Genomic DNA, 784 nt, shown 5'->3' on the forward strand with positions numbered 1-784 from the left:
GTTGAAAAATCTGTCACTGACCCACCGCCATCGCAGGCAAGCCAGCTCCCACAGGTGATGTGTGGTGTTTTCAAGCGGGCAAAAAAAACGCCCCGAACCAGTCGGGGCGTCAGATCAAGCGGCAGTGCGGTTAAGTCTTCCGTGGGGCCGCACTGGCCGTTTACTCGCGACTTAGTGGAACTGCTCTTCTTCGGTCGAGCCGGTCAGCGCGGTCACGGACGAGGTGCCGCCCTGGATCACGGTGGTCATGTCGTCGAAGTAGCCGGTGCCCACTTCCTGCTGGTGCGCCACAAAGGTGTAACCCTTGGCGGCGTCAGCGAACTCTTGCTCCTGCAGTTTCACGTAGGCGGTCATGTCGTTACGGGCATAGTCGTGCGCCAGGTTGAACATGCTGTGCCACATGTTGTGAATGCCAGCCAGGGTGATGAACTGGTGCTTGTAGCCCATGGCCGACAGTTCGCGCTGGAACTTGGCGATGGTCGCGTCGTCCAGGTTCTTCTTCCAGTTGAAAGAAGGCGAGCAGTTGTAGGACAGCAGTTGGTCCGGGTATTCCTTCTTGATCGCTTCGGCGAAACGACGCGCTTCGTCCAGGTCCGGCTTGGCGGTTTCGCACCAGATCAGGTCGGCGTAAGGCGCGTAGGCCAGGCCACGGGCGATCGCCTGGTCGAGACCGGCGCGCACTTTATAGAAGCCTTCCTGGGTGCGTTCGCCGGTTACGAACGGCTGGTCGTACGGGTCGCAGTCGGAGGTCAGCAAGTCTGCCGCGTTGGCGTCGGTACGCGCC

The 784-nt window shown here is 60.6% G+C and carries 1 protein-coding gene; it reads right to left on the reverse strand.

Annotated features, from left to right (window positions below; genetic code table 11):
• Window positions 1-171: 171 nt before the first annotated feature.
• Window positions 172-784: isocitrate lyase (gene aceA, locus FEM54_RS33375; RefSeq protein WP_138454377.1), on the reverse strand; the 613-nt coding region annotated here is incomplete at its 5' end.

The sequence above is a fragment of the Pseudomonas edaphica genome (assembly GCF_005863185.1).
GTDB classification, from domain to species: Bacteria; Pseudomonadota; Gammaproteobacteria; order Pseudomonadales; family Pseudomonadaceae; genus Aquipseudomonas; species Aquipseudomonas edaphica.